Raw genomic sequence first — 1,523 nt, forward strand, 5'->3', positions numbered from 1 at the left:
GGGTCAGTAATCCGGTCGCCTGACGGCGACACCCTGTGTGCGTGAAAATCGGTGTGTGGTCGTCCGGCGGACGTCGTATCGCCTTGGCGCGTTCCGAGCCCGTGGGTCAGTAGGACGCTGGGGGTCCACCGACAGGCACCCGGATGTGTTGCTCCGAGCACGTGAATCAGACTCTTCCGCCTGCCGGACCCCCGCCGGGCGGTCGCGTGCTCGCGGCCGACGACTGGAGGGGGTGCCGCAGGGATGGACGTGATCCATGAACGGTGTGCGGGGATCGACATCAGCAAGGTTGACGTGAAGGTCTGCATCCGCGTGCCCAGTACCGGCAAGCGGCGCCGCAGCGAGGTCCGGACGTTCTCCGCGGTGACCTCCGGCCTGCTGGCGATGCGGGACTGGCTGCTCGCGGAGGGCATCACCGTGGTTGGTATGGAAGCCACCGGCGTGTACTGGAAGCCCGTGTTCTACCTGCTGGAACACGGCATGGAGTGCTGGCTGCTCAACGCACGTCACATGAAGTCGGTGCCCGGCCGCAAGACCGACGTGAAGGACTCCGAGTGGATCGCCAAGCTCGTCGAACACGGCCTGGTCCGACCCTCGTTCGTGCCGCCGGAGCCGATCCGGCAGCTGCGGGACGTCACCCGCTACCGCACCGAGATCGTCCGCGAACGCACCCGCGAGGCCCAGCGGCTGGAGAAGCTGCTGGAGGACACCGGGATCAAGCTGTCGGCCACCGTCTCCAACATCCTGGGCGTCTCCGGCCGCGCGATGCTGGAGGCCCTGATTGCCGGTGAACGCGACCCGCGCGTCCTGGCGGACCTGGCCAAGGGCAGCATGCGCCGCAAGACCGACGCCCTCGTCGAGGCGCTGACCGGCAACTTCACCAGCCACCACGCGTTCCTGGCGAGGGCGATGCTGGACCGGATCGACGCCTGCACCGCCACCGAGACCCGCCTGAGCGAGCACATCGAGGTGATGCTGCAGCCCTTTCGCCGCCGGATCGAGCTCCTCGTGACCATCCCCGGAGTCGAGGCCCGTGCCGCGCAGGTGATCCTCGCCGAGACCGGTGCGGACATCGGCCGTTTCCCCAGCGCGGCCGACCTGGCCTCCTGGGCCGGCGTGTGTCCGGGCAACCACCAGTCCGGCGGCCGGACCGGAAGCGGCAAGACCAGACACGGCGACCCCTGGCTCAAAGCCGCCCTCGGCCAGGCCGCCGTCTCCGCCTCCCGCACCAAGGACACCTACCTCGCCGCCCGCTACCGACGCATCGTCGCCCGCCGCGGCAAGAAACGCGCCCTGGTCGCCCTGGAGCACTCCATCCTCATCGCGGTCTGGCACATGTTCACCCACGACACCGAATACGCCGACCTCGGCGGCCAGTACTTCATCGAACGCACCGGCCGGGCCAGGCAGACCCGACGCCTGGTGAGCCAGCTCAACCAACTCGGCTACCAAGTGACCCTCCAAACAGAAGGAGCTGCCTGACCGGCGGCTACAGACACGAGACCGGGGGATTTTCGAATCAG

The 1,523-nt window shown here is 68.4% G+C and carries 1 protein-coding gene; it reads left to right on the forward strand.

Going from position 1 to position 1,523, the window contains the following annotated elements; genetic code table 11:
• Positions 1-243: 243 nt before the first annotated feature.
• Positions 244-1,482: an IS110 family transposase gene (locus tag ACFYWY_RS38200; RefSeq protein WP_389196128.1), complete on the forward strand. Its 1,239-nt coding sequence runs from the start codon at positions 244-246 to the stop codon at positions 1,480-1,482.
• Positions 1,483-1,523 lie beyond the last annotated feature (41 nt).

The sequence above is a fragment of the Streptomyces sp. NPDC002870 genome (assembly GCF_042888505.1).
GTDB lineage: Bacteria > Actinomycetota > Actinomycetes > Streptomycetales > Streptomycetaceae > Streptomyces.